The following is a 24879-nucleotide window of genomic DNA, read 5'->3' on the forward strand; positions in this document are numbered from 1 at the left end:
CGAAGGCAGAGCGGATGACCAAGGCACGGCCCGGGAGCACCCACCGACGCGGACGACTGCTGGCCCTCACCGCCCTGGCGGCCGGCCTGGGCGCGGCCGCGTGGTCGCTGCGCGACCTGCCGGCGGCGTTCGGGCGGCGGCCGGACGGCGAGCGCGAGGAGCGGGTGCGCAACTCCCCGCAGTACCGCGACGGCGTCTTCCACAACGCGCCCTCCTCGCTCGCCCGCGCCACCGACGCCCCCGGCTTCGACGGCGCCACCGCCCGCCGGATGCTGTTCGAGCGGGCCGGCCGCGTCCCCGCCCATCCGGTGCCGACCGTCCGTCCCGCGGCCCCGCCCGGGCCGGCCGCCGAGGGCGTGGAGGTCACCTGGTACGGGCACGCCTCCACGCTGGTGGAGCTCGAGGGCTTCCGGGTGCTGCTCGACCCGGTCTGGAGCGACCGCTGCTCCCCCGCCGCGCACATCGGCCCCAAGCGGCTGCACCCGGTGCCGGTCGGGCTGGAGGAACTGCCGCAGGTCGACGCGGTGCTGATCTCGCACGACCACTACGACCACCTCGACATGGCGACGGTCAAGCGCCTGGTGCGCAGCCAGTCCGCGCCCTTCGCGGTGCCGCTCGGCATCGGCGCCCACCTGCGCCGCTGGGGCGTCCCCGAGCACCGGATCATCGAGCTGGACTGGGACGAGACCTGCAACCTGGGCGACCTGGTGCTCACCCTGACCGCCGCGCACCACTTCTCCGGCCGCGGCCTGACCCGCAACACCACCCTCTGGGGCTCCTGGGTGGTCGCCGGCCCGAACCGCAAGGTCTTCTACACCGGCGACTCCGGCTACTTCGAGGGCTACGCCCGGATCGGCGCGCAGCACGGCCCGTTCGACGCCGCGCTGGTCCAGATCGGCGCCTACGACGCGGCCTGGGCGGACATCCACATGACCCCCGAGGACGCCGTCCTCGCCCACCGGGACCTGACCGCCGGTCTGCTGGTGCCCGTCCACTGGTGCACCTTCAACCTGGGCCTGCACCCGTGGGCCGAACCCGTCGAGCGACTGGTGAAGGCCGCCAAGGAGCAGGCCGTCCCGCTGGCCGTGCCGCGCCCCGGCGAGCGGGTCGACGTCGACAACCCGCCGGAGCTGGACGGCTGGTGGGAGGCCGTCGGCTGACGGCCGCCGCCGGACCACCGGGGCGCGGGCGCCGGCGGGCCGGACCGCACTGGCCGAAACCACGGCGCACCGGTCGAAATGCGCTGGCCGGAAACCCGGTGGACGGGAAATGATGCGGTGCGGGCGCCCCTGTTGGCCCCGCACCGCCACCCTCCGCGACCTGGGAGCCCGATTGCCCCCGATCCCTCCGGCCGATCGTTCCGGCGCGCCGCACGGACGCGCCGTCGACCCGCTGTTCCTCGCCCTGCCGCTGCGGCCCCTCGCCGACGCCGCCCTCGCCCGGGCCCGCGCGCTCGGCGCGAGCCACGCCGACTTCCGCCTGGAGCGGATCCGCAGCGCCTCCTGGCGGCTGCGCGACGCGCGTCCGGCCGGCACCTCCGACAGCGTGCAGCTCGGCTTCGCCGTCCGGGTGCTGCTGGACGGCGCCTGGGGCTTCGCAGCCGGTGTCGACCTCACCCCCGAAGCGGCGGCCGGGGTCGCCGAGCAGGCCGTGGCGGTGGCCCGGCTCTCCGCCGGGATCAGCCGGGCGGCCGGCTCCACCGCGAGGGTCGAGCTGGCCGACGAGCCGGTGTACCGGGACGTCACCTGGGTCTCCGCGTACGAGGTCAACCCCTTCGAGGTGCCGGACGCCGAGAAGACCGCGCTGCTCGCCGAGCGCAGCTCCCGGCTGCTGGCCGCCGACGGCGTCTCGCACGTCCGGGCGGCCCTGCGGACCGTCCAGGAGAACAAGTTCTACGCGGACACCGCCGGCACGGTGACGACCCAGCAGCGGATCCGGGTCTACTCCGACCTGGAGGCCACCTCGGTCGACGAGCGCACCGGCGCCTTCGACTCGATGATGACGCTGGCCCCGCCGGTCGGCCGCGGCTACGAGTACGTGACCGGCACCGGCTGGGACTGGGACGCCGAACTCGCCGAACTGCCCGCCCTGCTGGCCGAGAAGATGCGGGCCCCGAGCGTCGAGGCGGGCCGCTACGACCTGGTCGTCGACCCGACCAACCTCTGGCTGACCATCCACGAGTCGATCGGCCACGCCACCGAGCTGGACCGCGCGCTCGGCTACGAGGCGGCCTACGCCGGCACCTCCTTCGCCACCTTCGACCGGCTCGGCTCCCTGAAGTACGGCTCCGAGCTGATGCACGTCACCGGTGACCGCACCGCCGAGCACGGCCTGTCCACCATCGGCTACGACGACGAGGGGGTGGCCACCCAGTCCTGGGACCTGATCCGGGACGGCGTCCTGGTCGGCTACCAACTCGACCGGGGCATCGCCGGGTTGACGGGTTTCGAGCGCTCCAACGGCTGCGCCTTCGCGGACTCCCCCGCGCACGTCCCGGTGCAGCGGATGGCCAACGTCTCGCTCCAGCCGGCCGCCGGCGGCCCGGACACCGAGGGCCTGTTCGCCCAGGTCGAGAACGGCCTCTACATCGTGGGCGACCGTTCGTGGTCCATCGATCAGCAGAGGTACAACTTCCAGTTCACCGGGCAGCGCGCCTACGCCATCAAGGACGGCGAACTCGCGGGCCAGGTCAAGGACTTCGCCTACCAGGCCACCACCACCGACTTCTGGGGCTCGATGGCGGCGGTCGGCGGCCCGCAGACCTACGTCCTCGGCGGCGCCTTCAACTGCGGCAAGGCGCAGCCCGGGCAGACCGCGGCGGTCAGCCACGGCTGCCCCTCGGCGCTGTTCCGCGACGTCAACGTGCTCAACACCCAGCAGGAGGCGGGTCGCTGATGACCGCGAAGCACCCCCACGAACTCGTCGAGCTGGCGCTCGGCCTCTCCCGCGCCGACGGCTGCGTGGTGATCGCCGACGAGGAGTCCACCGCCAACCTGCGCTGGGCCGCCCCCGGGAACAAGCCGGGAGGCACGCTGACCACCAACGGCGTCACCCGCAGCCGCCGCCTCACCGTGATCGCCACCGTGGCCGGCGCCGAGGGCACCGCCTCCGGCGTGGTCTCCCGCGAGGCCGTCACCGCCGAGGAGGTGGAGGGCCTCGTCCGGGCCGCCGAGGAGGCCGCCCGCGCCGCCGGACCGGCCGAGGACGCCCAGCCGCTGGTCGCCGGCCGGCCCTCCTCCCCCGACTTCACCGAGCCACCCGCGCTGACCTCCATCGAGGTGTTCGACGCCTTCGGCCCGGCCCTCGGCGAGGCCTTCGCCCGCGCCGCCGCCCGGGGCGAGCTGCTGTACGGCTTCGCCCGGCACGAGATGACCTCCAGCTACCTGGGCAGCTCCACCGGCCTGCGGCTGCGCCACGACCAGCCCACCGGCATGGTCGAGATCAACGCCAAGACCGCCGACCTGTCGAGCTCGGCCTGGGTGGGCGCGTCCACCCGGGACTTCACCGACATCGACGTCACCGCCCTGCACACCGAGCTGACCAGGCGGCTCGGCTGGGGCGCCCGCAAGATCGAGCTGCCCGCCGGGCGGTACGAGACGCTGCTGCCGCCCTCGGCCGTCGCCGACCTGCTGACCGTCCTCAACTGGTCCTCCAACGGCCGGGACGCCCAGGAGGGCCGGACGGTCTTCTCCAAGCCTCCGCAGGCGGCGGCGCAGAGCGCCTCGGACGAGAACGAGGGCGAGCGCGGCGACGGGCCCCGGGCGGACGGCACCCGGCTCGGCGACAAGCTCAGCGGCCTGCCGCTGACGCTGCGCTCCGACCCGCGCGAGCCCGGCCTGGAGGCCGCACCGTTCGTGCTCGCCCACTCCAGCGGCGGGGACTACTCGGTCTTCGACAACGGCCAGCCGATCGCCGCCACCGAGTGGATCCGCGAGGGCGTGCTGAACGACCTGATCACCACCCGCCACGCGGCCGCCCTCACCGGTCTGCCGCTGCGCCCGGCGATCGACAACCTCGTCCTGGAGACGGCCGACCAGGAGTCGGCGCCGACCCTGGAGGAGATGATCGCCCGCACCGAGCGCGGCCTGCTGCTCACCTGCCTCTGGTACATCCGCGAGGTCGACCCGGCGACGCTGCTGCTCACCGGGCTCACCCGGGACGGCGTCTACCTGGTGGAGAACGGCGAGGTCGTCGGCGAGGTCAACAACTTCCGGTTCAACGAGTCCCCGGTGGACATGCTGAACAGGATCACCGAGGTGGGCCGCACCGAACGCTGCCTGCCCCGCGAGTGGAGCGACAACGTCACCCGCACCGCGATGCCACCCGTGCGTGTCACGGACTTCAACATGAGTTCGGTCAGCCAGGCCTCTTAGCCGCTGACCAACGGGGGATACGAGAGACATGATGGACGAGAAGCGCCTGGTCAGGTCGAGCAAGATGCTGTCACGCATCCTTCGGCACGAGCCCGGGCTGGTGGGGGTCACGCTGGACGGGGCCGGCTGGGTCCGGGTGGACGAGCTGCTGTCGGCGCTCGCCGCCCGGGGCCGGCCGCTCACCCGGGCCGAGCTGGACCACGTCGTGGCGACGAACAACAAGCGCCGCTTCGGCTACTCGGCGGACGGCCTCTCGATCCGCGCCAACCAGGGCCACACGGTGGCGGTCGACCTCGGCCTGGCCTCCGCCACGCCGCCGCCCGTGCTGTACCACGGCACCGCCGACCGGCACCTGGCGGCGATCTTCCGCGAGGGCCTGCGCCCGATGGCCCGCCAGGACGTCCACCTCTCGGCGGACACCGAGACGGCGACCGGGGTCGGCGCCCGGCACGGCCGGCCGGTGGTGCTGACCGTGCACGCGGCGGCGATGACGGCGGCCGGCCACGAGTTCCGGCTCAGCGAGAACGGCGTCTGGCTCACCGCCGCCGTGCCCCCGCAGTACCTCTCCCGGCGTTCGTAGCGCCCCCGGCGGCACCGCACCGGCAACCGCCCCGGTGCCGCCACGTAGCACCCTCCGCAGTACCGGGACCACCGAAGGGCCTGTCCGCTCCGCCGGACAGGCCCTTCGCACACCCGGTCGGGTGGGTCCGCCGCACCCGGTCTCGTCGCCGCCCGCGCCCGGGCGTACCGTGAGGAGGCCGCGCGGCCAGGCGCGCGGGTGCGCGACGAGGGCGGTAGGACACATGGGCAAGAGCGCCGACGGCGGGCACGTCTTCCGGATCACGGGGGCGCGCAGCAGTCTCACCGAGGACGTCCGGGGGCGTCAGCGCCGCTACGTCGTCTCGATGCTGGTCCGGACGGCCTGCGTGCTGCTCGCCGTGGTGCTGTGGGACGTCCAGCGGGTGCTGGCGTTCGTCGCGCTGGCGGGCGCCGTCCTGCTGCCGTACTTCGCGGTGCTGATCGCCAACGCGGGACGGGAGCGGGCGCCCGGGCTGCCGAGCACCTTCGACATCCCGCTCGACACCCCGCTGATGCTCGGCCCCGGTGGGATGGGCGGGAGGGGTGGGGCGGATGCGAAGGCCGGTACAGGAGAGGCAAAGGCCGTTCCCACCGATCCTTCACAGGACGTGAACTGACCATCCGTTTCATGCCACTTCGGCCCGGTCCGGCTCAGCGAAAGCTCAAAAGAAGCTCAGATTAATCATGCAAGACCTCCCCAACCGAGGGTCTTGGCGTGACATACTGCGTACGCGCTCCGCATCCCCCGTCGGAGCGACGGACCGACGCCGGGCGGCTCCCCCCGTGGCTGCCCGGCGTCGCCATGTCCGGATCCGGCCGGGCCGCGCGGGCGTGACAGACTGGCGGTGCAGACGTCACCCGCCACATCGTTGAGGACGGCCCCGATGGACACCCCGCAGACCCCGATCTGCTCCGCCAAGGGCTGCCGGACGGACGCCGGCTGGGTACTGGTGTGGAACAACCCCAAGCTGCACACCCCGGACCGCCGCAAGACCTGGGTCGCCTGCGACGAGCACCGCGAGCACCTGTCCCAGTTCCTCGGGGTGCGCGGCTTCCTCAAGGAGGTCGTCGCCTTCGCCGACTGGACCCCCGAGGACTCCGAAGGCTCCGAGGCCTCCGGCAGGCCCGCCCAGGGCGCGTCCTAACCGCCGATCGCGGACATCGGCCGGTCGGGCTGGAGGAACTCCGGGTCGTCGATCCCGGCGCCCGCCTTCTTGCCCCACATCGCCGCCCGCCACAGCGCGGCCAGTTCGGCGTCGTCCGCGCCCGAGCGCAGCGCGGTGCGCAGGTCGGTCTCCCCGGTCGCGAACAGGCAGTTGCGCACCTGGCCGTCGGCGGTCAGCCGGGTGCGGTCGCAGGCCCGGCAGAACGGCCGGGTGACGGAGGCGATCACGCCCACCCGGCCCGGGCCGCCGTCCACCAGCCAGCGCTCGGCGGGTGCCGCGCCCCGGCGCCCGGACGGCTCCGGGGTGAGCGTGAAGCGGGCCCGCAGCAGTTCCAGGATCTCCGTCGCGGTGACCATCGACGCGCGGTCCCAGCCGTGCTGGGCGTCCAGCGGCATCTGCTCGATGAAGCGCAGCTCGTAGCCCCGCTCCAGGCACCAGGCCAGCAGGTCGGCCGCCTCGTGCTCGTTGACCCCGCGCATCAGCACCGCGTTCAGCTTCACCGGCGCCAGTCCGGCGGCCTCGGCGGCGGCCAGCCCGTCCAGGACGTCCTGGTGGCGGTGGCGGCGGGTGAGGGTGTGGAACACCTCGGGGTCGAGGGTGTCCAGCGAGACGTTGACCCGGTCCAGACCGGCCTCGCGCAGCGCCGTCGCGGTGCGGGCCAGGCCGATGCCGTTGGTGGTCAGCGAGAGCTCCGGGCGCGGTTCCAGTTCCGAGCAGGCGGCGACGACGGCGACCAGCCCGGGGCGCAGCAGCGGTTCACCGCCGGTGAAGCGCACCTCGCGCACGCCCAGGTCGCGCACGGCCACGGTGACCAGCCGGACGATCTCCTCGTCGGTCAGCAGGTCCGGCTTGGCCAGCCACTGCAGGCCCTCTTCCGGCATGCAGTAGGTGCAGCGCAGGTTGCAGCGGTCCGTGAGGGAGACCCGCAGGTCGACGGCCTGGCGTCCGAAGGTGTCGAGCAGCACGTGCGTCCTTCCCCGAGATGCGGCCGGCCCGGCCACCGTCACGGCGGGCCGGGCCAGCATAGTCATCGCGGGACGATCAATGGGCGCCCAGCCCGGTCAACGAGCGGACCTCGAGTTCAGCGTACTTCGCCGGGTCGGGCCGTTCCGTGGACAGCAGCGTGCCGAGCCAGCCGGCCAGGAAGCCGACCGGGATGGAGACCAGGCCGGGGTTCTCCAGCGGGAACCAGTGGAAGTCGGAGTGCGGGAAGAGCGAGGTCTTCGCGCCCGAGACCACCGGGGAGAAGACCACCAGTGTCACCGAGGAGATCAGTCCGGCGTAGACCGAGCTGACCGCGCCGACGGTGGTGAAGCGCTTCCAGAACAGCGAGTAGAGCAGGGTGGGCAGGTTCGCCGAGGCGGCGACGGCGAAGGCCAGGGCGACCAGCGCCGCGGTGTTGAGCTTGTCCGCGAAGAGGCTGAGCACGATCGCCACCGCCCCGATCGCGACCGCGGCCCACTTCGCCGACAGCACCTCCTCCTTCTCGCTCGCCTTGCCCCGCCGGATCACGTTGGCGTAGAGGTCGTGGGCGAAGGAGGCCGAGGAGGCCAGCGTGAGCCCGGCGACCACGGCCAGGATGGTGGCGAAGGCGACCGCCGAGATCACCGCGAGCAGGATCGCCCCGCCCGTGCTCCCGGCGCCCCCGCCGAGCGCCTCGGCCAGCTGCGGGGCCGCGGTGTTGCCCGCCGCGTTCGCCCCCTTGATCGCCTTGGAGCCGACCAGCGCGGCCGCGCCGAAGCCGAGCGCCAGGGTCATCAGGTAGAAGACGCCGATGATGCCGATCGCCCAGAGCACCGACTTCCGGGCCGCCTTGGCGGTGGGCACGGTGTAGAAGCGGACCAGGATGTGCGGCAGGCCGGCGGTGCCGAGCACCAGCGCGATGCCGAGGCTGATGAAGTCGAGCTTGGCGGTGCCGCTGCCGTACTTCTGCCCGGGTTGGAGGAAGGCCTCGCCCTTGCCGCTGGCGCTCGCCGCCGCGCCGAGCAGCTCGGAGGGGTTGAAGTGGTACTTGGCCAGCACCAGGACGGTCATCAGCGCGGCGCCGGCGATCAGCAGCACCGCCTTGACGATCTGCACCCAGGTGGTGCCCTTCATCCCTCCTATCACCACGTAGACGATCATCAGCGCGCCGACCCCGACGATGGTCCAGCGCTTGGCGGCGTTCCCCTCGGCCCCGAGCAGCAGGGCCACCAGGGTGCCGGCCCCGACCATCTGGGCGAGCAGGTAGAAGATCGACACCACGATGGTGGAGACGCCCGCCGCGGTGCGCACCGGGCGCTGGCGCATCCGGAACGCGAGCACGTCCGCCATCGTGAACCGGCCGGAGTTGCGCAGCGGTTCGGCGATCAGCAGCAGCGCGACCAGCCAGGCGACCAGGAAGCCGATCGAGTAGAGGAAGCCGTCGTAGCCGGCCAGCGCGATGGTTCCGGCGATGCCGAGGAAGGAGGCGGCGGACATGTAGTCCCCGGAGATGGCCAGGCCGTTCTGGAAGCCGGTGAAGCCGCGGCCGCCCGCGTAGAAGTCGGAGGCGCTGCGGGTCTGCCGGCCGGCCCAGACGGTGATGGCGAGGGTGGCCAGGACGAAGACGCCGAACAGGGTCATGGTCAGGCCGCGGTGCTCGGTGGCGGAGCTGGCGAGCAGGCTCATTCGGCGGACTCCCGGGGGGCGTGGACGACGGCGCCGTGCGCCTCGCGGATCGCCGCGGCGGCCGGGTCGATCCGCCGGTCCGCGTAGCGGGCGTACCAGGCGGCGATGGCGAAGGTGGTCGCGAACTGCAGCAGCCCGAGCACCAGGGCCACGTTGACGTGCCCGAAGACCTTGGTGCGCATCAGCCCCGGGGCGTAGCAGGAGAGCAGGACGTACAGCAGGTACCAGAGTACGAAGCCGATGGTGACCGGGAAGGCGAAGCTCCGGAACGAGCGCCGCAGGGTACGGAACTCCTCGCTGTCGTCGATGAGTTGGGCTTCCGTGGCGGCGGTGGTGAGCGGCGGCGAATCCACGCTGTCTCCTCACTCCTTCGGCGTATTTGTCACACGGGGGGAACGATCGAACGTGAGGGGCGTCACAGGTCTGGCGCCGCGCAATGCTAGGAGCGTCCTGCCCGCCCCGGAAGGGGTTGACCGCGATCAGTCGAGCGTTCACCCCCTCGCACCATCCGATTGGCCGAAAAGCAGCCCATCCCAGTGACGCCACGTCCCTCCAGCCCCTCCCGGAACACGGCACCGGCCCGTGCCGCACCCCTGGGGGGGCGACACGGGCCGGCGCCGGGAACCGGTGACTCAGAACGCGATGCGCACCTTCAGCGCCGAACGGTCGTCCATCGCGCGGTAGCCGTCGGGCACCCCGTCCAGGTCGACGGTCCGGTCGAAGACCAGGCCCGGCTCGATGGCGCCCGAGAGCACGTCCGGCAGCAGCTCCGGGATGTACGCGCGGGCCGGGGCGACACCGCCGTTCAGCGAAACGTTCCGGCCGAACATCTGGCCGATGTCGACGCCCGCACTGCCGCCGTGCGGCACCCCGACGTAGCCCACCGCGCCACCGTCCCGGGCGATCGAGAGGGCCGTCCGCATCGACTCCTCGGTGCCGACCGCCTCCAGCACCGCGTGCGCGCCCTGGCCGCCGGTCAGCTCCTTCACGGCCTCGACCGCGGCCTCGCCGCGCTCCGCCACCACGTCCGTCGCGCCGAAGCGGCGGGCCAGCTCCGTCCGGGCCGTGTGCCGGCCCAGCGCGATGATCCGGCCCGCGCCCAGGCGGTGCGCGGCCAGGACGCCGCACAGGCCCACCGCGCCGTCGCCGACCACGGCGACCGTCGCCCCGGGCCGCACCCGCGCCGAGACCGCCGCGTGGTGCCCGGTCGACATCACGTCGGACAGCGCCAGCAGCCCGGGCAGCAGCTTCTCGTCGCCCGCCGCCTCCTTCGGCAGCTTCACCAGCGTCCCGTCCGCGAACGGCACCCGCACCGCCTCGCCCTGGCCGCCGTCCGAACCGACCTGCCCCCAGAACCCGCCGTGCGGGCAGGAGGTCTGGAGGCCTTCGAGACAGAAGTCACACGACCCGTCCGACCAGACGAACGGCGCCACCACCAGATCGCCCTTGGCGAAGCCGCGCACCTCGGCACCGACCTCCTCGACCACGCCGAGGAACTCGTGCCCGATCCGCTGGCCGGCCACCCGCTGCGCCACCCCGCGGTAGGCCCACAGGTCGCTGCCGCAGATACAGGCGTTCACCACCCGGAGCACCACGTCCGTCGGATGCTGGATGACCGGGTCCGGGACTTCCTCGATCCGGATGTCGTTGGGGCCGTGGATCACGGTGGCACGCATGCGCTTTTCCTTAGCTGAAACGATCTCGACCAGGTGTACGACGCCCCCACCGGCCACTCTATTCCGGCCGCCGGTCGCCACATTCCGGCCGGAGCCCCCCGCCGGGCCCCTTATCCTGTTGGACCATGCAACCGATCCAGCCCGAGACCCACGGAGTGCCGCGGACCGCCCCGGTCCCCGCGCAGCGCTCCGCCGTGCCCGGAGGGGGCTTCGCCGTCGTCGACGTCGAGACCACCGGTCTCGGCCGCTCGGACCGCGTCATCTCGGCGGGCGTCTACCAGCTGGACGCCGACGGCGACGTCGTCGACCACTGGTACACCCTGGTCAACCCCGAACGGGACCCGGGCCCGGTCTGGATCCACGGCCTCACCGCCGAACTGCTCGCCACCGCCCCGACGTTCCCGCAGATCGCCGACGAGTTCGCCGCGCGCCTGCGGGACCGCGTGCTGGTCGCGCACAACGCGCTCTTCGACTGGAACATGATCTCCCGCGAGTTCTCCCGGGCCGGCCTGCGGGCCCCGGTCGAGCAGCGGCTGTGCACCATGGTCCTCTCCCGCGACCTGCGCCTGCCGCTGCCCAACGGCAAGCTGTCCTCGCTCGCCGCCCACTTCGGCGTCCGGCAGCGCCACGCCCACAACGCCCTGGACGACGCCCGGGTGCTCGCCGAGGCCTTCCGCCCCAGCCTGCACCTCGCCCGCGACGGCGGCGTGCCGCTGCCGCTGCAGAACTGCGTCGCGGTCACCGACCTCGGCGAGGAGGAGCCCGCCTCCCCCGGCCGCAGCACCTGGACCGGCTCCACCTACCGCCAGGCCAAGAAGCGCCCGCCCTGCCCGTACCCCAACCCGGGGCGCTGGGAGGACGGCAAGCCGCTCGTCCAGGGCATGCGGGTGGCCATCACCGGCGACACCGCCACCGACCGCGAGGTCCTGGAGGACCGCGCGGTCGAGGCCGGACTGCACATCGCCACCTCGGTGAGCCGCCTCACCAGCCTGCTGGTCACCAACGAACCGGACAGCTGGAGCGGCAAGGCCCGCAAGGCCCGCGACGTCGGCACGCCCGTCGTCGGCGAGGACGCCTTCCTCCAACTGCTGCGCGAGGTCGCCCCGCACCCCGGTGCGTGAGCCGGTTGTGAGGTCGGCGTACCGTTCCCATGTGTACCGTTTTCTGCTGACCCGACAGTGGCTGATCACCATGCTGGTCGCGCTGCTGCTGATCCCCGCGACGATCAAGCTGGGCTTCTGGCAGCTGCACCGCCACGAGGCCCGGGTGGCCCGGAACGAGCTGATCGGCCAGGCCCTCACGGCCGCGCCGGTCCCCTTCGACACCCTGTCGCCGACCCCCGGCTTCGCGGTCCCCAAGGACCTCACCTGGCGCGCGGCGACCGCCACCGGACAGTACGACCCGGCACACGAGTTCGTGGTCCGCAAGCGGACCGACTCCAGCGGAACCATCGGCTACTTCGTCGTGACCCCGTTCCGGCTCGCCGACGGCAAGGGCACCGTCCTGGTCAACCGCGGCTGGGTCGCCTCCGGCACCGGGGCCACCGAGTACCCGCCCGTCCCGGCCGCCCCCGACGGCGAGGTCTCCCTCACCGGCCGCCTGCGCGCCGAGGAGACGTACGGCGCCAGCGGCATCAAGGACCGCGCCGGCCTGCCGGACCGCCAGTTCAACCTGATCAACACCGACGAGCAGGCCCAGCGGACCGGCGCCCCCCTCCTCGGCGGCTACCTCGAACTCACCGGCACCACCCCGGCCCCGGCCGACCAGCCCCAGCTGATCCCCGAGCCCAACCACTCCGACATCGGCCCGCACATGGCCTACGCCATCCAGTGGTGGCTGTTCACCGCGATGATCCCGGTCGGCGTCTGGGTCCTCGCCCGCCGCGAGGCCAAGGACCGCGCCAAGCAGGCCGCCGAGGCCGAGGTCCCCCTCGACGCCGTCCCCGCCTAGAGCACGTCCTCCAGCTCCCGCAGCAGCCGCGCCTTCGCCCGCGCCCCCACCACCGACCGCACCGGCTGCCCGCCCCGGAACACCACCAGCGTCGGCATCGACAGCACCCCGTACGCCGCCTGCGTCCGCGGATTGCGGTCCACGTCCACGCTCACCACCCGCAGCCGGTGCGCCTCCTCCCGCGCGATGTCCGCCAGCACCGGCGCCATCATCCGGCACGGCGGGCACCAGTCCGCCGTGAAATCCACCAGCACCGGCCCGTCGACCGCCAGCACCTCCGCGGCGAACGTGTCGTCCGTCACCGCCGGCACACCCGTGATCTCCACCACCGTCTACTCCTTCACCAGTTCGCACAGGGGCGGGTCCAGTGCGACGGCCAACTCGTCCCGCGCCCGCACGGCCCGGTCGAACTGCCCCGCCACACTCGCCCGCACTTCCTGGAGCCGGGCGATGCACTCGTCCAGCTCCCCCAACTTCCGCCGGTACACCTCCAGGGAGGCCGGGCACGAGTCCCCCTCCGGGTGCCCCGCCCGCAGACACTCCACGAACGGCCTGGTCTCCTCCAGCCCGAACCCGAAGTCCTGCAGCATCCGGATCTCCCGCAGCAACCGCAGATCCCCCTCGTCGTACGCCCGGTACCCGTTGCCCGCCCGCCGGGCCGGCAACAAACCCAACTGCTCGTAGTACCGCAACGCCCGCGTGGTCGTCCCCGCCCGCTCCGCCAGCTCCCCGATCCGCATGCCGCCCCACTCCTCCCGCACTTCCGGCCACGACCGTAAACCTTCCCCCCGACGTCAACGCCAGCCCCCGCCCCGCACGGCCCCCCGCGGGGCGAGGCACTATGTCCCCATGGATCTCGGACTGAAAGACAAGGCCTACATCGTCACCGGCGCCACCCGGGGCCTCGGCCTCGCCACCGCCCGCGAACTCGTCGCCGACGGCGCCCGCGTCCTCGTCAGCGGCCGCACCCCGCAGGCCGTCGACGCCGCCGTCGCAGAGCTCGCAACCCTCGGCACCGCCCGCGGCCTGGTCGCCGACAACGCCGCCCCCGACACGGCCGAGCGCCTCGTCGCCGAGGCCCGCCACCACTTCGGCCGTCTGGACGGCATCCTGATCAGCGTCGGCGGCCCCCAGGCCGGTCCGGTCGCGACCACCCCGGAGGAGGCCTGGCGGGACGCCTTCGAGTCCGTCTTCCTCGGCGCCCTGCGGCTCGCCCGCGCCACCGCCGCCGCGCTTCCCGACGGCGGCGCGATCGCCTTCGTGCTCTCCAGCTCCGTCCGCCAGCCGATCCCCGGCCTGGGCATCTCCAACGGTCTGCGTCCGGGCCTCGCCATGGCCGCCAAGTCCCTCGCGGACGAGCTGGGTCCCCGCGGCATCCGTGTGCTCGGCCTGCTCCCGGGCCGGATCGACACCGACCGGGTCCGCGAGCTCGACGCCCTCGCCCCGGACCCCGACGCGGCCCGGGCCCAGGCCGGCGCCGCCATCCCGCTGCGCCGTTACGGCACTCCCGAGGAGTTCGGCAAGGTCGCCGCCTTCCTGCTCTCCCCCGCCGCCTCCTACCTGACCGGTGTCATGGTCCCCGTCGACGGCGGCGCCCTCCGCCCCCTCTGAGCCGCTACTCCACCCTCGGCTGCCGCCGCCCCCGCCGCCCGCGCCGCGCCTCGGCGGGGGCCGCCTGCAGGACCCGGATCCGCAGGTCGGCCGGCAGGTCAGCCAGCCGCAGGCTCCCGCGGGCATCGGCCCGGGGCCCGTCCTCGAAGTGCTCCACCAGCGCGGCCGGGTCGCCGCCCGGCCGCAACCGCACGGCCCCGCGCAGCCGCGGGTGCCGCGGCGCCCGCACCAGCCGCACCCCGGCCCGTTCGACCTCCGGCAGCACCGCCGTCCCGTTCTCCAGCGCCTCCTCCAGGGCCCGCGCGCCGACCCGCAGCCGGAGCCCGCTCACTCCCGGCGTCGGCACCTCGATGCTCGACAGCCCGGTGCGCCGCAGCTGCGCCACCAGCCACCACGCCATCCCCGCCACCAGGACGGCCAGCCCGCCGATCACCGTGGGCCACCACCACGCCGACCCCACCCACCGGCCGCGCGAGCGCGCGCTCACCACCGGCTGGTCCGGCGAGGTCAGCGGCCACCACTGCGGCGGGTGCACGCCCAGTCGGCGGTACAGGTCGAGCCCGCCCGCCAGCACCAGCGCCCCGGCTCCCGCGAGCACCACCCCGACCGCCGCCAGCATCACCCGGTTGACGACCGTCCTCCTCACCGCGCCACTCCCTCACCGCCGTCCGCGCCGCCCCCGCCCGGGTGCTCCTCCACCACGCCCGCGGCTCCCCGTGCCGTCCGCACGTCCAGTCGCAGCGGCCGCCCCAGCCCCACCCGGTCCAGTTCGTCCCGCAGCTGCCGCTGCACCAGGGCCGGTGGCGCGACGCCCGTCAGCGAGACCCGGACCCGCCGCCGCCCGACCCTGATCCGCAGGTGGTCGATCCCGTCCAGGCCGGCCGCCCGGTCCGCCAGCAGGTGTCCGATCCCGGCCCGGTCGATGGCCGCGCTCGTCCCCCCGTACGGCCGCAGGGCGAGCCACCGCCGCAGCCCGGGTGCGACGGCGAGCCAGAGCAGCCACCCGCCGAGCACGGTGGCCGTGCCGGCTCCCACCAGCACCGCCAGGTCGTCGAGGTGGCGGGTCGCCAGCTCGTCCGCGATCTGTGCCCGCCACCGCCGTGCCGGCTGCCCCACCCGGACGGCGACCACGTCGTACAGCAGGGCTCCCGCGATCACCAGCACCCCCGTCGCCACCAGCGCCGCCGCGGCCGTCCGGGGTGCGCGCAGCCGTCTCGCCCGCCCCGGACCGGCGCCCCGCGCGTCCTGGGCCGCGGGTTCCTCCCCGGTCACGAGGTGCCTCCCGTCACCAGCTTCTCGACCACGACGACCACGTCCGACACCCTCGTCCCGGTCAGTCCCGCCACCCGCTCCGCGATCCGCTGCCGCACCGCTCCGGCCAGCGCCGCGACGTCCGAGGGGAACGGCAGTTCCAGGGCCACCCGGACGGTCACCGTGCTCCCCGGTACGGTCACCGAGACGTGCGGCGGCGCTCCTTTCGCCCGTCCGGCGGGCCAGGCTCCGGCCAGCACCTCCCGGGCGGCCCTGGCCGCGATCCGGGCGTACACCCGGTCGCCGACCCGGAGCCGGCCCCGGCGCCCCGGCGCGGTGCCCGGCCCCGCCATCAACGGCGCCGGTCGCGGCCGCGGAGCAGGTCTCCGAGCTCGCCCAACTCGATGTCGCCCTCCAGCAGGCGTCCGACCACGAAGCCGACCAGCCCCAGCGCGGCCACCAGCAGGAAGGCCGCGAACCCGCCGAAGTACCCGGCGAAGCCGAGGGCCATGCCCACCACCAGGCCGACGATGGCCAGGTTCATCGCTACTCCCTCGTCTCCCGCCGTCCCGCCGGGCCCTCTGTCGTGCCGCCGGACGCGCTACTTGAGCTTCGGCCGCTGCCCGGACACCGCCACCGGTTCCTCTTCCTCCTCGAACTCCGGTTCGTCCGGGAGGTGGACGTCATTGACCGCGATGTTGACCTCGACGACTTCGAGGCCGGTCATCCGCTCGACCGCGCCGATGATGTTCTCCCGTACCTGGCGGGCGAGTTCGGGAATGACCACGCCGTACTCGACCACCAGGGCGATGTCGATCGCGGTCTGCTTCTCGCCGACCTCGGCCTTGATGCCCCGCCCGACGCTGGGCTTGCCTCCGGGCACCCGGTCCCGCATCGCGCCGAAGGTGCGGGCGAGTCCGGAGCCGAGCGCGTGGATCCCGGTCACCTCGCGGGCCGCCATTCCGGCGATCTTCTCCACCACGCCGACGGCCAGCGCGGTGCGGCCGCGTTCCTCCGCCGGCCTGGCACCGCCGCCGGACCCCTGCGGGCCGGGGTTCGGGGTGCTGCTGCCGCCGGTGTGCTTGTGCATGGTCGCGGGCGTCGGAGTGTCAGGCATGGGTGCTTCTCCCGTCGTACGGCTCCAGCTATATCGCAAACCTCACCAACTCTGGCATTTCGCCACGATCCCCGCCCGCCGAGCACCGGCGGGCGGCGCCCGGGCAAGCGAAAGGGCCCGGCCCCGGGGAGATCCCCCCGGGGCCGGGCCCGCGTCGCCGCCGTGCGGTCAGTCGCCGATCCCGGCGAGCTCCCGCAGCCGGCGGGCCTGCGCCGCCCGTTCGGCCGAACGCTGCTCGTCGAAGGAGCGCCCGGCGGCCCCCTGCAACAGGGCCTTGGTCTCGATCACCGCGCCGCGGGGGGCGGCCAGCAGGGCGGCCGCGAGGTCGCGGGCGGCGCCGTCCAGTTCCTCGCCCGGCACCGCCAGGTTGGCCAGCCCGATCGCGGCGGCCTCCTCGGCCCCCACCCAGCGGCCGGTCGCGCAGATCTCCAGCGCCCGCGCGTAGCCGACGAGTTCGGTGAGCGGCTTGGTGCCGGCCAGGTCCGGGACGAGGCCCAGCGAGGTCTCCTTCATCGCGAACCGGACGTCCTCGGCGACGACCCGCAGGTCGCAGCCGAGGGCCAGCTGGAAGCCCGCGCCGACGGCGTGGCCCTGGACCACCGCGATGGAGATCAGGTCCGGGCGGCGCCACCAGGTGAAGGCCTCCTGGTACGAGGCGATGGCCTCGTCCAGCTCCTGGTCGGTGGCGGCGGCGAGCTGGAGGAAGGTGGGCTCGCCGGGGATGCCCTCGGGGGTGAACATGGCCCGGTCGAGCCCGGCGGAGAAGGAGAGCCCCTCGGCGCGCAGCAGCACCACCCGGACGCTGCCGGGCAGCTCGCGCCCGGCGGCGGCGAGCGCGCGCCAGAGCGCGGGCGACTGGGCGTTGCGCCGCTTGGGCTCGCACAGGGTGACGACGGCGAGTTCGCCGTCGATCTCCAGTCGGACGCCGTCCCGCTCCCAGCTCGGGGCCTGCGGGTCGGTGGCGGGAGCGGTCATGGAGGACCTCCGGTGGCGAGGGACTTGGCTACCGGAGAGTAACAAAACTCGACGCACGAGGGCAGGGGCCTGGCGGGAAAGATCGGCGGACCCCCAGGCGCCCGCCGGAATCGACACGGAGAGCGGAAGGAACGGAGGACGGGGGACGGAGGACACCCCGGACATGACGATCGGCGGCCGGTCCGCTCGACCCGAGGGCGGACGCCCAGTCGGTTGTGCCGACTGCCGTCTCCTCGGTCGGCGCCCTGCCGCCGCGCCATCCGGCCATTGGCCGACGAACCGTCAGGAACTGGCCCCGGCAGTCGCCTTGTTCTTGCCCCGCGTGGCACCGCCGCGGCCCCGGAGGATCACTCCGGACTCGCTCAGCATCCGGTGCACGAAGCCGTACGAACGACCGGTCTCCTCCGCGAGAGCGCGAATGCTCGCCCCGGAGTCGTACTTCTTCTTGAGATCGGCCGCGAGCTTCTCACGCGCGGCACCGGTCACCCGGCTGCCCTTTTTCAGAGTCTCGGCCACCCGTGCCTCCTCGTAGCGTTGCTCGGTCAGATTCCCATGATCACCCATCCACCGCTTCCTGGCCACCCATTCGACAAGGTCGATGTCGGAAATGCGTGGTCCGCCGGTGGTGATCCGAGCGCAGCAGGGCGCTCACGTAGAGTGCACGCCCCCGGGCGGATACCGCCGAATGCCAGGAAATAGCTGATCAGCAGCGTCGGCCCGACCACGATCACGTGGCGGGCCGACGGAAAGTCCTTAAACGGAATCCAGGTCTACTTCATTCCCTGACACGCCGAAAGGACTAGATATTCTCATCCGAAAAGCGGATCTTGCGTCTACTTCCGGTCAGGCCAGAGAGACCAGATCGGCGTAGGACGGGTTCCAGAGGTCCTCCACGCCGTCCGGCAGCAGGATGATCCGCTCCGGGTCGAGCGCCTCGACCGCGCCCTCGTCGTGGGTGACCAGCACGACCGCCCCGGAGAACTCGCGCAGCGCGCCCAGGATCTCCTCGCGGCTGGCCGGGTCGAGGTTGTTGGTGGGCTCGTCGAGCAGCAGCACGTTGGCGGAGGAGACCACCAGGGTGGCCAGCGCCAGACGGGTCTTCTCACCACCGGAGAGCACCCCGGCCGGCTTGTCGACGTCGTCGCCGGAGAACAGGAAGGAGCCGAGGATCTTGCGGATCTGCACCAGGTCGGTGTCCGGGGCGGCCGAGCGCATGTTCTCCAGCACGCTGCGGTCCGGGTCCAGCGTCTCGTGCTCCTGGGCGTAGTAGCCGATCTTCAGGCCGTGGCCCGGGATCACCTCGCCGGTGTCCGGCTGCTCCACCCCGGCCAGCATCCGCAGCAGGGTGGTCTTGCCGGCGCCGTTGAAGCCCAGCACGACGACCCGGGAACCGCGGTCGATCGCCAGGTCGACGTCGGTGAAGATCTCCAGCGAGCCGTAGGACTTGGACAGGCCGCTGGCGGTCAGCGGGGTCTTGCCGCAGGGGGCCGGCTCCGGGAAGCGCAGCTTGGCGACCTTGTCGCTCTGGCGCACCTGCTCCAGGCCGGACAGCAGCTTGTCGGCGCGGCGGGCCATGTTCTGCGCGGCCACCGTCTTGGTCGCCTTGGCGCGCATCTTGTCGGCCTGGGCGTTGAGGGTCGCGGCCTTCTTCTCGGCGTTGGCCCGCTCGCGCTTGCGGCGCTTCTCGTCGTCCTCGCGCTGCTGCTGGTACTGCTTCCAGCCCATGTTGTAGACGTCGATGCAGGAGCGGTTGGCGTCCAGGTAGAAGACCTTGTTGACGACCGTCTCGACCAGGTCGACGTCGTGCGAGATGACGATGAAGCCGCCCTTGTAGGTCTTCAGGAAGTCCCGCAGCCAGACGATGGAGTCCGCGTCCAGGTGGTTGGTGGGCTCGTCGAGCAGCAGGACGTCGGAGTCCGAGAAGAGGATCCGGGCCAGCTCGACGCGGCGGCGCTGACCACCGGAGAGGGTGTGCAGCGGCTGGTTGAGGATGCGGTCCGGCAGGCCCAGCGCGGCGGCGATGGTGGCGGCCTCGGCCTCGGCGGCGTACCCGCCCTTGGTGAGGAACTCGGTCTCCAGCCGGGCGTATTTCTTCATCGCGTTGTCCCGGGTGGCGCCCTTGCCGTTGGCCATCCGTTCCTCGTTCTCGCGCATCTTCTTCAGCACGGTGTCGAGGCCGCGGGCGGACAGGATGCGGTCCTTGGCGAGGACGTCCAGGTCGCCGGTGCGCGGGTCCTGCGGGAGGTAGCCGACCTCTCCCGAACGGGTGACGGTACCGGCGGCGGGCAGGCCCTCACCGGCGAGCACCTTGGTGAGGGTGGTCTTGCCGGCGCCGTTGCGGCCGACCAGGCCGATCCGGTCGCCGGCGGCGACCTTGAAGCTCGCGGACTCGATCAGGATCCGGGCACCGGCGCGCAGTTCGAGGGCGTTGGCGGAAATCATGGCTGGGGACTACTCCTGGGGCGTGGGCGGGCGGCCGGGTACGTCGCATCCGGGGCCGGGGTGGCGTGAGGGGGGCTTCATCGGCGGTCGGCGCGGCCCTCGTCGCGCCGCCACCCGCTATTGCCCGGAGAAAATAGCCATGGCGGCAAGTCTACCGGGCCCCGCACCACCCCCGGGGAAGTACCGTCCCGGGGTATCCGGCAGCCCCCGGCCCACACCGCCGAGCCGCGGATCGTCCCGGCTACCGCGGCCGCGCGGCCGGCTGGTCCGCCGCGGGGGCGTCGGTGGCGGACGGGGCGGCCGGAACCACCGGATCGACCGGATCGACCGGGGCCACCGGGTCCATCGGCGCGTCCGCCGCGCATCCGCCCAGCGGCCGGACCGCCGCGAACGGCGCGTCGGCGCTGCCGCAGGGCGTCTCGGGGGCGGCCGCCCTGGTGTCGAACACCTTGGGCGGGACGATCGGACCGTCGGTGATCTCCACCCGGCTGCGGTCCAGCACCTTGACCGTGGCGGTCGGGCCGGCGCTCGTCGCCCAGCCGTTGCTGTCCAGCCGGTAGCCGGTGATGCCGCCGGAGACGGCCTGCCCGCCGCTGTTGGCGCAGGTGCGCGGGATGAGCACCGCGTAGTCGGTGTGGACGGCGCGCAGCGGGTCGTAGACGCAGCCGCCGGCGGGCTTGTCGTTGTAGCGCAGGTCGCCGTCGGCGTCGCGCAGGCCCATGGTCAGGTTCGGGGTGACCAGGGCCAGCCAGGGCGAGCCGTCCCGCTGGACGGTGTGCAGCGCGGCCGCGGCCCGCTGCTTGGCGAGCGCCTTGCGCTGGGCGTCGGTCCGCTGGGCGGCGCCCGGCTCGCCGTCGCCGCGCAGCCAGTCGGCCAGGCCGGGCACCGCACGGTGCCAGCGCACCTCGTGGTCGCCCGGGCGCACCGAGGTGACCAGGCCGTCGTCCCAGACCACGATCGCGTTGTCGCCGGCCATCGCGAGGTAGAGCGCCTCGGCGCCCTCCCGACGGTAGGACCAGGCCTGCTCGCCGGTCTGCTTGTGGAAGGCCTCCAGGCCCGGCCCCACCCGCAGGTCGAGATCGGCCGAACCGAGCGTCTCGGAGTTCACCGGCGCCGCCTCCGCGTCCCCGGGCCCCGCGACCCGGTCGCCGAACGGCACCGGCTTGTTCGCGTGCGCCGCCGCCCCCGCCGCAAGGACCAGCATCACCGCCGAGGCAGGCAGGATCGAGCGGGGGGTCAGTACACGCAGCGGCTTCCAGGACACGGCCGGAGCGTACCTGTCACCGGGCGCGCGAGTCAGCCCGGTTCCGGCGCCGCTCCGGCCCGCCGGGCGTCCGCCCGGCCCCGCGCGCCCTCCCCGCACGACCACCCGCCCACCTGCGCCGTCGGGGCTCCGGCCGCTCCGCCGGTCGCGCCGGAGCGGGCCGGAGGAGCCCGGCGGGACCGTTACAGATCTGATACACACGACCGCCGGTCTCCGGCCGCTGCGACAGACGGCGTTCGATCGGCGCCCACTTTAGGGTGACATTCGGCTTTTTCGTCCCCCTTCGGGCCTACTGTCTGCGAGCGGGGCGCCACGGTCCGTCCACGCCGAGACCGGGCGCCCCTCCCACGCGACGTCCCGAGGAGAGCACCATGCGAATCGGCCGCCTGACGCTGGCCGCCGCCACCCTGCTGCTGATGGCCACGGCCAGCGTCCCGGCCGGGACGCCGTTCAGCCAGACCGAACGGCGCACCCTCTCCTCGGACGCCGTCGAACCACGCGGCGCGGCCCCCCGTCCGCCGGTCCAGCGGCCGAGCCACGAGCCGCCGTTCGGCGCCTTCGTCGGCTCCTGGGACAAGTACATCCCGCAGATCGGCCAGTACGCCCAGTGGCTGGGCGACGCGAACATGCAGGTCGGCCACACCTACCTGGCGGGCAACGGCTGGAGCGACATCGAGGGCGAGCCGCTGGTGCTCGGCCTGTGGTCGCAGTGGCGGCAGGCCGACCCGTCCCGGCTGCTGGTGCTCGGCGTGCCGATGCTGGTGCCCAGCGAGTCGAACGTCCCGGACGACGAGGTCGCCGAGCTGCTCGCCCAGGGGGCGCGCGGGGACTTCGACGGGCACTTCGTCAAGCTCGCGCGCCGACTGGTCGCGCTGGGCGGCGCGGACACCGTGCTCACCCTCGGCTGGGAGATGAACGGCACCACCTACACCCACCGCTGCAAGCCCGACCCCTCCGCGTGGAAGACGTACTGGCGGCGGATCGTCGGGGTGATGCGCTCGGTGCCCGGGCAGCGCTTCCGCTTCGACTTCGCCCCCAGCCGGGGCCTGGACGCCGTCCCCTGGACCAAGTGCTACCCCGGCGACGACGTGGTCGACATCATCGGCATGGACAGCTACGACCAGCCCGCCGGCGGCACCTTCGACGACTACGTGCGCGAGCCGTACGGCCTCCAGGACCAGGTGGAGTTCGCCGCCAAGCGCGGCAAGCCGGTCTCCTACCCCGAGTGGGGGCTGTACCGCAACGGCGACAACCCCGAGTACGTGAAGCGGATGGTCGAATGGATCCGCACCCACGACACCGCCTACCAGACCGTCACCGACTACTGTCCGCACGGCTTCTTCCAGTGCGACCGCAATCCGCGCTCGGCGGAGGCGTTCAAGCGGCTGATGTCCGGCTCGAAGGGCGCCCCGGCTCCGGCGGAGGCGCCCACCGCGCCCGCCGCCCCGCCGGCGTCGGAGGCGCCCGCGGCGCCGGGGCCGTCCGGCCCGCCGGACTCCCCCGCCGTACCGGCCGCCCCCGCCGTACCCGGGGGCGGCACCGCACCGAGCAGGGCGGCGGCCCCGTCGGTCCGCCCGACGACCGCCAAACCGACCGCCAAACCGACGGGCGCCCGGCACGCCAAGCACTAAGGGGTCAGCTGCGGCGGCGGGCCAGCAGCGCCTCCTTGAGCCGGGGGAAGCGGGTGCTCAGCTGGTGCACCGCCGCCTGCCGGGCGCGCACCATCACGGCCCGGACGGCGGCCGCCGGTGCCGCCCCCGCCGGGCCGAGCAGCAGCCGCTGGTTGGCGAGCTGGTCCGGCCGCCAGCGCTGCTTGTACGGCTCCTGGCCGCGCAGCAGGCCGAGCACCGGGACACCGGCGCCGACCGTCTCGTCCAGCGCCGCGCCGAACAGCAGTCCGGCGATGTCCAGTCGCTCGCGCAGCACCGGGTGGGCGCCGTACATGTACAGCCCGCCGAAGGAGGGGCAGAGCAGCAGCAGGTTCACCGCGACCAGCTGGCCGTCCAGGTGGAACTGGTGGACGGCGGCCCTGCCGGTGGCGACCAGCCCGGTGGTGGACTCGGTCAGGTGCCGGGCGAACCGCTCGGTGCGGTGCTCGGGCGTGACGCCGCGCGCCTGCCACTGCAGCTGGTGCAGCCGCAGCAGCCCGTCCAGCGCCTGCGGCACCTCGGCCACCGGGGTCGTGCGGACCTTCACCCCGGCCTCGGCGATCTTGCGGAGCTTCACCCGGCTGCGCTGGGCGGTCTTGCCGGGCACCCGTTTGAGCAGCCGGTCCATCGGGACGGCCGGCAGGTACTGGCAGAGCGAGTCCCGGTAGCGGCGGCGGCTGCCGCGCCAGTGCCCGTACACCCGGTGCACCGCCGCCTCCGGGTGGACCTCGCGCAGCTCCAGCCAGTGCCAGGGGCGGGTGAGCGGGAGCGCGGCGGCGAACTCGGCGGCGGACCGGTCGGCGAACTCGTCGTCGAGCAGGACGTCGGTGTAGTCGACCAGGCCGCCGCCGAGGCCGGTCAGGCCGCCGAGCGGTCCGCCGCGGCGTACGAAGGCGCCCGCGCCGACCAGCCGGCCGTCCCGGCGGACCAGGAGCACGACCAGGCTGCCCGGGCGGCCGTAGTGACGCCACCAGGAGCGCTGCCAGTCGGCGGCCTGGAAGAAGGTCGCGGTCCGGCAGCGGGCGGCCAGGTCGTCCCACTCCTCGGCGAGGACGTCCAGGGCGTCGTCCTCGCGGCGCAGCTCGGTGGTCCAGACCGGGGCCTTCGCCTGGGCGGGCAGGCCGCTTCTGCGGGTCTCGGTGCTCATCGGCCGCTCCCGGCCGGGGCCTTCCGCTGGGCGGGGGCCTGCGCGTCGGCCGGGGGCTGCTCCGCCGCCGGCGGCGCGGCGGCGGCGCCGCTCTGCTCGTCCGCCTTCGCGGCGGCCTTCACGGTGGTCTTCTTCGCGGTCCGCCCGGCGGCCTTGGTGCTCCCGGCCCTCCCGCCCTCGGCCTTCGCCGCTTCGGGCTCGGACTCGGACTCGGGTTCGGGCTTGGGCTTGGGCTTGGGCTGCGCGGAGGCCGTGACCGTGGCCCCGGCCGCGGCCGGCTCCTCGCGGCGCGGGCGCGGGGCGGCCGGGACCGCCGCCGGCGCGGAGGCGGCGGGCGCCTCGGGCTGCGCGGCGGGCGCGGCCGGCGCGGTCCGAGAGGCCCGCGCGGCCCGCAGGATCCGCGGCATCTCGGGGCTCCCGGCGGCCTCCGGCGTCCCCGCGCCGCCCCGGCGACGGGTCATCATCGCCAGCGCGCCCAGCAGCAGCCCGGCCGCGCCGCCGACCGCGACGTCCAGCTTCCCGGAGGGCGTGGTCGGCCTGTCCGGCGCGGCGGCCGGGGACAGCGTCACCAGCCGGACGTTGGTGTCCTTGCTGCTGGTGTTGGCGAACGCGACCAGCGAGCGGGCCACCGCGTCGGCGGTCAGGGCGGCCTCCTGGGGGTGCGGCCCGGTGCCGGTGATCTCGATCATCGGGGCGTCCGGGGAGGTCGTCCCGTGCACCAGGGACTCCAGTTCGGCGCGGGTGTGGCCGGTCTCGGCGGCCGCCTCCCCGAGCACCTGCGGCTGGCCGGCCAGCCGTCCGTACGCCTGGGCGAAGTTCGTCGCGATCGCGGCCTCCCCGGGGTTCTGCGCGACCACGAGGACGTAGGCGTTGGCGGCGTACGACGGGTCCGCGACGAGGGCGTACCCGGCGCCGGCCGCGGCGCCCAGCGGAACCGCGAGCACCACCGGCCACCAGCGGCGGACCAGGCGGCGGCGGGCGCTTCGGCGCGGTGTGGTCATGGGTGTTGCTCCTTGGGTCTGGTACGGCG

27 protein-coding genes are annotated in these 24879 nt (G+C 73.8%); 10 read left to right on the forward strand and 17 right to left on the reverse strand.

Annotated elements, in window-relative coordinates; all coding sequences use genetic code 11:
* The first annotated feature begins 14 nt into the window (after positions 1 to 14).
* The 6 genes from ACWD4P_RS17035 (at position 15) to ACWD4P_RS17060 (ending at position 6097) form a co-directional block, all read left to right on the forward strand.
* Positions 15 to 1160: an MBL fold metallo-hydrolase gene (locus tag ACWD4P_RS17035; protein ID WP_449780117.1), complete on the forward strand. Its 1146-nt coding sequence runs from the start codon at positions 15 to 17 to the stop codon at positions 1158 to 1160.
* A gap of 181 nt (positions 1161 to 1341) precedes the next feature.
* Positions 1342 to 2895: a TldD/PmbA family protein gene (locus ACWD4P_RS17040; RefSeq protein ID WP_449780142.1), complete on the forward strand. Its 1554-nt coding sequence runs from the start codon at positions 1342 to 1344 to the stop codon at positions 2893 to 2895.
* Positions 2895 to 4373, forward strand: coding sequence for a metallopeptidase TldD-related protein (locus ACWD4P_RS17045; RefSeq protein WP_359821098.1), 1479 nt, complete (start codon positions 2895 to 2897; stop codon positions 4371 to 4373). Before ACWD4P_RS17040 ends, ACWD4P_RS17045 begins: the two co-directional genes overlap by 1 nt.
* A gap of 31 nt (positions 4374 to 4404) precedes the next feature.
* The gene (locus tag ACWD4P_RS17050; protein ID WP_449780143.1) at positions 4405 to 4953 is read left to right on the forward strand and encodes an RNA 2'-phosphotransferase; all 549 of its coding nucleotides are present in this window, start codon (positions 4405 to 4407) and stop codon (positions 4951 to 4953) included.
* Positions 4954 to 5176: 223 nt separating this feature from the next.
* Positions 5177 to 5569, forward strand: coding sequence for a DUF3099 domain-containing protein (locus tag ACWD4P_RS17055; protein ID WP_449780118.1), 393 nt, complete (start codon positions 5177 to 5179; stop codon positions 5567 to 5569).
* A 267-nt stretch (positions 5570 to 5836) separates the two neighbouring features.
* Complete coding sequence (locus tag ACWD4P_RS17060; RefSeq protein WP_449780119.1) at positions 5837 to 6097, forward strand: hypothetical protein; 261 nt, start codon at positions 5837 to 5839, stop codon at positions 6095 to 6097.
* On the opposite strand, the gene moaA is transcribed toward ACWD4P_RS17060, so the two are convergent.
* From moaA to ACWD4P_RS17080, 4 genes are all read right to left on the reverse strand, one after another.
* Positions 6094 to 7083 (reverse strand): GTP 3',8-cyclase MoaA, encoded by a 990-nt coding sequence (gene moaA, locus ACWD4P_RS17065; RefSeq protein ID WP_359821106.1) that lies wholly within the window; start codon positions 7081 to 7083, stop codon positions 6094 to 6096. The genes ACWD4P_RS17060 and moaA overlap by 4 nt on opposite strands.
* 76 nt (positions 7084 to 7159) lie before the next feature.
* The gene (locus tag ACWD4P_RS17070; protein ID WP_449780120.1) at positions 7160 to 8767 is read right to left on the reverse strand and encodes a solute symporter family protein; all 1608 of its coding nucleotides are present in this window, start codon (positions 8765 to 8767) and stop codon (positions 7160 to 7162) included.
* Entirely contained in the window at positions 8764 to 9120 is a 357-nt protein-coding gene (locus tag ACWD4P_RS17075) for a DUF485 domain-containing protein (RefSeq protein WP_449780121.1), read from the reverse strand. Before ACWD4P_RS17075 ends, ACWD4P_RS17070 begins: the two co-directional genes overlap by 4 nt.
* Before the next feature lie 279 nt (positions 9121 to 9399).
* Positions 9400 to 10443, reverse strand: a complete 1044-nt coding sequence (locus tag ACWD4P_RS17080; RefSeq protein WP_359821112.1) for a zinc-dependent alcohol dehydrogenase family protein — start codon at positions 10441 to 10443, stop codon at positions 9400 to 9402.
* A 125-nt stretch (positions 10444 to 10568) separates the two neighbouring features.
* On the opposite strand from ACWD4P_RS17080, the gene ACWD4P_RS17085 reads away from it, so the two are divergent.
* Together ACWD4P_RS17085 and ACWD4P_RS17090 are read left to right on the forward strand one after the other, a co-directional pair.
* Positions 10569 to 11564: a DEDDh family exonuclease gene (locus tag ACWD4P_RS17085; RefSeq protein WP_359821115.1), complete on the forward strand. Its 996-nt coding sequence runs from the start codon at positions 10569 to 10571 to the stop codon at positions 11562 to 11564.
* 31 nt (positions 11565 to 11595) lie between these two features.
* Positions 11596 to 12393 carry an SURF1 family cytochrome oxidase biogenesis protein gene (locus tag ACWD4P_RS17090; RefSeq protein WP_449780122.1) on the forward strand — a complete coding sequence of 266 codons (798 nt, stop codon included), beginning with the start codon at positions 11596 to 11598 and terminating at the stop codon, positions 12391 to 12393.
* On the opposite strand, the gene trxA is transcribed toward ACWD4P_RS17090, so the two are convergent.
* Both trxA and ACWD4P_RS17100 read right to left on the reverse strand, forming a co-directional pair.
* Positions 12390 to 12722: a thioredoxin gene (gene trxA, locus ACWD4P_RS17095; RefSeq protein WP_449780123.1), complete on the reverse strand. Its 333-nt coding sequence runs from the start codon at positions 12720 to 12722 to the stop codon at positions 12390 to 12392. The genes ACWD4P_RS17090 and trxA overlap by 4 nt on opposite strands.
* Positions 12723 to 12725: 3 nt before the next feature.
* Complete coding sequence (locus tag ACWD4P_RS17100) at positions 12726 to 13133, reverse strand: MerR family transcriptional regulator (protein ID WP_449780124.1); 408 nt, start codon at positions 13131 to 13133, stop codon at positions 12726 to 12728.
* Positions 13134 to 13242: 109 nt separating this feature from the next.
* Here ACWD4P_RS17100 and ACWD4P_RS17105 point away from each other — a divergent pair, with 109 nt between their 5' ends.
* Positions 13243 to 14004, forward strand: a complete 762-nt coding sequence (locus ACWD4P_RS17105) for an SDR family oxidoreductase (protein WP_359829398.1) — start codon at positions 13243 to 13245, stop codon at positions 14002 to 14004.
* Positions 14005 to 14008: 4 nt separating this feature from the next.
* On the opposite strand, the gene ACWD4P_RS17110 is transcribed toward ACWD4P_RS17105, so the two are convergent.
* The 9 genes from ACWD4P_RS17110 to ACWD4P_RS17150 all read right to left on the reverse strand — a co-directional run bounded on the left by ACWD4P_RS17110 (position 14009) and on the right by ACWD4P_RS17150 (position 21053).
* The gene (locus ACWD4P_RS17110; protein WP_449780125.1) at positions 14009 to 14650 is read right to left on the reverse strand and encodes an alkaline shock response membrane anchor protein AmaP; all 642 of its coding nucleotides are present in this window, start codon (positions 14648 to 14650) and stop codon (positions 14009 to 14011) included.
* Complete coding sequence (locus ACWD4P_RS17115) at positions 14647 to 15276, reverse strand: DUF6286 domain-containing protein (RefSeq protein WP_449780126.1); 630 nt, start codon at positions 15274 to 15276, stop codon at positions 14647 to 14649. The genes ACWD4P_RS17110 and ACWD4P_RS17115 overlap by 4 nt, the downstream gene beginning before the upstream one ends.
* Positions 15273 to 15608, reverse strand: coding sequence for a hypothetical protein (locus ACWD4P_RS17120; RefSeq protein ID WP_359829401.1), 336 nt, complete (start codon positions 15606 to 15608; stop codon positions 15273 to 15275). The genes ACWD4P_RS17115 and ACWD4P_RS17120 overlap by 4 nt, the downstream gene beginning before the upstream one ends.
* Complete coding sequence (locus tag ACWD4P_RS17125; RefSeq protein WP_189916289.1) at positions 15608 to 15799, reverse strand: hypothetical protein; 192 nt, start codon at positions 15797 to 15799, stop codon at positions 15608 to 15610. Before ACWD4P_RS17125 ends, ACWD4P_RS17120 begins: the two co-directional genes overlap by 1 nt.
* A gap of 57 nt (positions 15800 to 15856) precedes the next feature.
* Positions 15857 to 16345: an Asp23/Gls24 family envelope stress response protein gene (locus tag ACWD4P_RS17130; protein ID WP_359829406.1), complete on the reverse strand. Its 489-nt coding sequence runs from the start codon at positions 16343 to 16345 to the stop codon at positions 15857 to 15859.
* A gap of 195 nt (positions 16346 to 16540) precedes the next feature.
* Positions 16541 to 17347 (reverse strand): enoyl-CoA hydratase/isomerase family protein, encoded by an 807-nt coding sequence (locus tag ACWD4P_RS17135; RefSeq protein ID WP_359829402.1) that lies wholly within the window; start codon positions 17345 to 17347, stop codon positions 16541 to 16543.
* A 282-nt stretch (positions 17348 to 17629) separates the two neighbouring features.
* The gene (locus ACWD4P_RS17140) at positions 17630 to 17863 is read right to left on the reverse strand and encodes a helix-turn-helix domain-containing protein (RefSeq protein WP_049658450.1); all 234 of its coding nucleotides are present in this window, start codon (positions 17861 to 17863) and stop codon (positions 17630 to 17632) included.
* Positions 17864 to 18190: 327 nt separating this feature from the next.
* Positions 18191 to 19789 (reverse strand): ribosomal protection-like ABC-F family protein, encoded by a 1599-nt coding sequence (gene abc-f / locus ACWD4P_RS17145; RefSeq protein ID WP_359829403.1) that lies wholly within the window; start codon positions 19787 to 19789, stop codon positions 18191 to 18193.
* Between the two features lie 241 nt (positions 19790 to 20030).
* Positions 20031 to 21053, reverse strand: coding sequence for a PQQ-binding-like beta-propeller repeat protein (locus ACWD4P_RS17150; RefSeq protein ID WP_359829404.1), 1023 nt, complete (start codon positions 21051 to 21053; stop codon positions 20031 to 20033).
* Positions 21054 to 21424: 371 nt separating this feature from the next.
* On the opposite strand from ACWD4P_RS17150, the gene ACWD4P_RS17155 reads away from it, so the two are divergent.
* On the forward strand, positions 21425 to 22684 hold the full coding sequence (locus ACWD4P_RS17155) for a glycoside hydrolase family 26 protein (RefSeq protein WP_449780127.1): 1260 nt from the start codon (positions 21425 to 21427) through the stop codon (positions 22682 to 22684).
* 4 nt (positions 22685 to 22688) lie between these two features.
* Here ACWD4P_RS17155 and ACWD4P_RS17160 read toward each other — a convergent pair whose 3' ends face one another.
* Together ACWD4P_RS17160 and ACWD4P_RS17165 are read right to left on the reverse strand one after the other, a co-directional pair.
* Positions 22689 to 23849 carry a GNAT family N-acetyltransferase gene (locus ACWD4P_RS17160; protein WP_449780128.1) on the reverse strand — a complete coding sequence of 387 codons (1161 nt, stop codon included), beginning with the start codon at positions 23847 to 23849 and terminating at the stop codon, positions 22689 to 22691.
* Positions 23846 to 24850, reverse strand: a complete 1005-nt coding sequence (locus ACWD4P_RS17165) for a Wzz/FepE/Etk N-terminal domain-containing protein (RefSeq protein WP_449780129.1) — start codon at positions 24848 to 24850, stop codon at positions 23846 to 23848. Before ACWD4P_RS17165 ends, ACWD4P_RS17160 begins: the two co-directional genes overlap by 4 nt.
* Positions 24851 to 24879: the final 29 nt, after the last annotated feature.

It is taken from the genome of Kitasatospora sp. NPDC002543, assembly GCF_053594915.1.